Source organism: Zongyangia sp., from assembly GCF_965361945.1.
This window is the reverse complement of the sequence record NZ_CBDTOK010000095.1, coordinates 1-4,325: the sequence shown is the minus strand read 5'-3', so window position 1 is coordinate 4,325 and position 4,325 is coordinate 1. Positions and strand designations below refer to the sequence as shown.

The window sequence follows — 4,325 nt, the reverse complement described above, 5'->3', positions numbered from 1 at the left end:
CACCGGCGGCGTAGGGGTGGGCGCCTTCGATAACTTCGATGTCATCGACAAATTCCTAACCATCGAATCTGTCCAGCATCCCATTGAGGAAAACGCCAAGGTATACGATTCACTCAAGCCCATATTTGACCAGTGCTATGAAGTCTTGACCGGCGTCTATGAAAAACTGGCCGCCTTTTAGCTAGAGGCTTTATTTAACCCAAAAGACAAAGAAAATCCCCGCTTTCTTAAACAAGATTGGCGGGGATTTTCTTACCGGCTAAAAAGCCACGAAAAGAGTGGTTATATGATGCCTCAAGAATCGGTTTCTCTCCAGGAGACCCGAGAGGGCATCGCCCACCGCCTATGAGGCTGCGCGGTCATCGCCCACCTCCTCTCATGGGGTTTCGAGGACATCGTCCGCCGCCACATCTCCATTATCGCGGTGGTTGTCTCCATTAGGTCGGCGATCATTGCCATTGCACTTACCGCTTTCTGACACAGCGTATCCTTTTGGGTACGCTTTTTCTTTTGTACATTTTTTTATTTTCCCCACCTTGTGATTTTGACGGAAGCAAAGTGCAAATCAGTTTTTCGCAGTCCCAGAGGTCTTACCAAAATTCACATGACATTTCGCTATCTGAGAGGATGTTCTCCATAGTTTATTACATAAAATTGCGCATCAATCAACTATAAATTCTCGTCAAATTGGCAAGAAGAGCACTATACTTTTGGCTTTTTCTACAAGATTTGAAAATTAATCTTCCCATTAATATAATTTTGTGCTACAAATGAAGAAGCCATCTGATGCCGCAACACCAAGGTGGCTTCAAGGATAGGGGGCGATTCGCTCTCCTATCGAAATATATTATATTTAAATTTCCGACAAAATTCATCAATATTCTACTATTCATTTCATTATTTCTCTCGCCACGTCGGTAGGAGGAGGATTTCTATGAAAACCCCGATTTACAAAAAATGGTAGTTTTGGGTCATCATTGCAGTTGTCATTCTCGCTATCATCGGCGGAACCATCGGCAATAACGGTCAAAAAACAAATGGCGATTCTTCTAGCATAGCATCGCAGTCTTCTTCAAGCTCTCAAAGCGTCTCAACCACGGCACCGACCACCTCTCCAGCTCCTGAGACCGAGTCCGCCGTTAACCCTCCTGCTAATGACGCAACAACAGGAGAGGCGAATGCACTGGAGCAGGCCGAGAACTATCTTCGTTTTATGGCTTTTTCCTACGAGGGATTGATTGGTCAATTAGAGTATGAGGGATATACCACCGAAGAAGCAACCTATGGCGCAGACAACTGTGGAGCTGACTGGAATGAGCAAGCATTGCTGTCAGCGCAGAACTATCTGGAGGTCAGTGCTTTTTCCTATGCTGGTCTCATTGAACAGTTGGAATATGAGAAATTCACCACTGAACAAGCTACATACGGAGCTGATAACTGCGGCGCTGATTAGAACGAACAAGCTGCCAAGGCTGCTGCTTCTTATCTTGAAATCATGTTATTTTCTCGAGAAGAATTGATCGATCAGCTGGAATATGAGGGATTTACCTCAGAACAGGCGGCTTATGGTGCAAGCCAAAATGGCTATTAATCTGTAAGGTCATATCCTCGCGCTAGGCTACCAACATAAGGCAGCAATTGGTAAAGCGGAGGGTTAGTAGCTGTGTATTGCCAATCATTCGAGGCTCTGTCCTCATGCCATTTTGTTTTACACAACAGAATATCTTTAAGGGATGGGGCATTCGCCTCATCCCTTTTTGTTTATACCAGTCCCAGCAGCCGCACGATACTGGTAAAGAGAAAACAGGCGGCCATCCCCACTCCGGTGGGGATCAGCATGGATATTGCCGTCCATTTGGCGCTCTGGGTCTCCTTGCGGATGGTCATGCAGGTAGTGGAGCAGGGCCAATGCATCAATGAAAAAAGCATGGTGGATACGGCTGTTACCCATGTCCAGCCATGGTCTACCAGCAATGTATGCAGTTGGCTCAAGCTCTCATATTCCGTGATCTGCCCTGTAGACATATAGGCCATGATGATAATGGGCACCACGATCTCATTGGCAGGGAAGCCCAGAATGAACGCCATCAAAATAACTCCATCCAACCCCAGCAGTCGGGCAAAGGGGTCCAAGAATTCGGCACAATGTGCAAGGAGACTCATATCCCCCACCACAATATTTGCCATCAACCAGATGATCAGCCCTGCCGGAGCTGCTACAGCAGCCGCACGGCCCAATACAAATAAGGTTCTGTCAAAAATGGACCGGACGATAACTTTGCCAATCTGGGGGCGACGGTAGGGTGGCAACTCTAGGGTGAAAGAGGATGGCACCCCTTTTAAAATAGTCTTAGACAACAGCTTAGAGATAAATAGAGTCATCATGATTCCCAGTAGGATAACTGCTGTGAGCATCAGGGTAGAAAATACCGACTGGAAGGCAACTCCAAAACTCCCCGCAAAAAACATGGTGATAATGGCAATAAGGGTAGGAAAACGGCCATTACAGGGGACAAAATTGTTGGTAATGGTGGCAATAAGCCGCTCCCTGGGCGAATCGATGATCCGGCATCCCACAATTCCCGCCGCATTGCATCCAAATCCCATGCACATCGTAAATATAATTTTGTAAAATAATAACCCCCGCCCTCCTACCTCATTTGAGACAGGAAGACGGAGTTTACTTCATTAATATTGACCGCTTTTATTCCTTTTCTTGTTTTAATGTTTCAGCTATATTAAAAACAGGCAGAACGAGAGGCGGTACATCGGCGTTTACTGTAACAGTTGCTATTAACGACCTTAAAAACGGAAATAAGATTGCTATAGCATTTCCTTCTAAGAATTCATCATCTTCATCATCCATCGAAAACAGACCCGAAATTGTGACTTGCAATTTGAAGGGAAGCTTTTTTTCTTCATCATCAAGAGTAAAGCTGAGCTGAACCTCATAATCGTTTTTTGGCAGTTTTATAACCCTTTTCTCAATACTCGGATTAATGGGTATTTCTTTTTTGTCACTTACCTTAAATTGTTTGTTCTCTTCAAAAAGAATTTTCGTTACTCTGTGTCCTTTAAAATTTAATGCGCTTTTTTGCATTTTCATAAATTCACCCCATAATCGCAAACTTCGCGCCGAAAAAGCCGTAATCGGAGCGCATCTTGTAGGAATAATCGACCTTTAGATTCTGAGGAAACTTAATAGTCTGATTTTTATTTTTAGAAGACATTTTTTTTAATCTATTTTCTGTCTTTTCTCTTTCACTCTCTTGAAGTAGGAACTTATTTTTTTCCCACAACCTTATGAAGTTTGATTTATTCTTCATTAATAAAATCAAATTATTCTGCGCCATATCCTGTAAAGAGCCGTTTTCATAACGCGTAATGGTCTTTTCGCCCAATCCCAGAATTTTTGCAAAGGCGCTCTGGGATATGTCGTAGCGTTGTCTGATCTCTTTTATTTCTTCGGGCATCAAAAGTCCATTGTTTTTTCTGTACTCATTATAAAATCTCTTTAAGTTTTCATTATCCAATTTCTCATCCAATATTTCCTCTCCACATTTGGCGCACACCCTAATCTCAGATTCCATTGTAATATTTTGTCCCTTGATATTAAAACTTTCCTGTCTCTTTTCGATCTTCGTCGATGTTTTTTCATTACAAGCTGGGCAAAAATAGTTTTTCATAGGTTACCCTCCTCTTAGATCTTGAGGCGTTAAGCCTCATCTATGTGAAAACTAATAACCTTTAACTGATTATCGTTCAACCGAACAATTTTAAACTTTATATAAAACATTTCTTCCGCTATTTTCTTCTTAAATATCCAAAGTTGATCCGATGCAGGATAATCCCTATCTGTCACCGGTCCGCTAACATAGTTTTTATAGGTCAACTCTTTCATCTCATCATAAGCATCCTCAATCGTCAAACCAATCCTTGCTAATGATTCCAGATTTTTTCTCCTTGTTCCATATACCAGCAGTTCACAATTTTTGTTCTTTATTGCCTTTTTAACACATTTTAAAATTTCTTCAACTGCCTTAGAGCCATCCCCCATTCATTCACCCCCACACCATATAGTATCATATGATACTTTCAACATAAGTATACGTATCTTTTTTACGCTTGTCAATAATCATCATATAAACTTTTTGTTGCATTTTTTATTGCAATTCTTTATAACCCAACACAAAAAAGCCCTGCTCCCACCTCTGCAATAGAGGGAAGGAACAGGGCTCTTTTCATTACCGTATAAAGAAAGTGACGCAGGCTACCAGGATGGCGCTGGCAATACCCCACAGGGCCTTGGTCAACGCTGACATGGA

General features: G+C 42.5%; 4 protein-coding genes and 3 pseudogenes. 3 read left to right on the top strand and 4 right to left on the bottom strand.

Annotated features, from left to right (window positions below; translation table 11 throughout):
* From ACZ25G_RS06215 to ACZ25G_RS06205, 3 genes and pseudogenes are all read left to right on the top strand, one after another.
* Positions 1–181 (top strand): annotated as a pseudogene (locus ACZ25G_RS06215) (xylulokinase); the annotation flags it as partial.
* A gap of 792 nt (positions 182–973) precedes the next feature.
* A complete protein-coding gene (locus ACZ25G_RS06210; protein ID WP_463681871.1) occupies positions 974–1,453 on the top strand; it encodes an Ltp family lipoprotein in 480 nt (159 codons plus the stop codon).
* Between the two features lie 12 nt (positions 1,454–1,465).
* Positions 1,466–1,591, top strand: a pseudogene (locus tag ACZ25G_RS06205) (Ltp family lipoprotein); the annotation flags it as partial.
* Positions 1,592–1,761: 170 nt separating this feature from the next.
* On the opposite strand, the pseudogene ACZ25G_RS06200 reads toward ACZ25G_RS06205, so the two are convergent.
* From ACZ25G_RS06200 to ACZ25G_RS06185, 4 genes and pseudogenes are all read right to left on the bottom strand, one after another.
* Positions 1,762–2,628 (bottom strand): annotated as a pseudogene (locus ACZ25G_RS06200) (nucleoside recognition domain-containing protein); the annotation flags it as partial.
* Positions 2,629–2,704: 76 nt separating this feature from the next.
* Entirely contained in the window at positions 2,705–3,106 is a 402-nt protein-coding gene (locus ACZ25G_RS06195; protein WP_463681870.1) for a protein-export chaperone SecB, read from the bottom strand.
* Positions 3,107–3,110: 4 nt separating this feature from the next.
* Complete coding sequence (locus ACZ25G_RS06190) at positions 3,111–3,686, bottom strand: type II toxin-antitoxin system MqsA family antitoxin (protein WP_463681869.1); 576 nt, start codon at positions 3,684–3,686, stop codon at positions 3,111–3,113.
* A 29-nt stretch (positions 3,687–3,715) separates the two neighbouring features.
* Positions 3,716–4,057, bottom strand: a complete 342-nt coding sequence (locus ACZ25G_RS06185; RefSeq protein WP_463681868.1) for a type II toxin-antitoxin system MqsR family toxin — start codon at positions 4,055–4,057, stop codon at positions 3,716–3,718.
* Positions 4,058–4,325: the final 268 nt, after the last annotated feature.

What these genes read in the sequence shown, in the direction of transcription:
- ACZ25G_RS06195 (WP_463681870.1), bottom strand. Translation starts at nt 3,106, where the DNA reads ATGAAAATGCAAAAAAGCGCATTAAATTTTAAAGGACACAGAGTAACG.
- ACZ25G_RS06190 (WP_463681869.1), bottom strand. Translation starts at nt 3,686, where the DNA reads ATGAAAAACTATTTTTGCCCAGCTTGTAATGAAAAAACATCGACGAAG.
- ACZ25G_RS06185 (WP_463681868.1), bottom strand. Translation starts at nt 4,057, where the DNA reads ATGGGGGATGGCTCTAAGGCAGTTGAAGAAATTTTAAAATGTGTTAAA.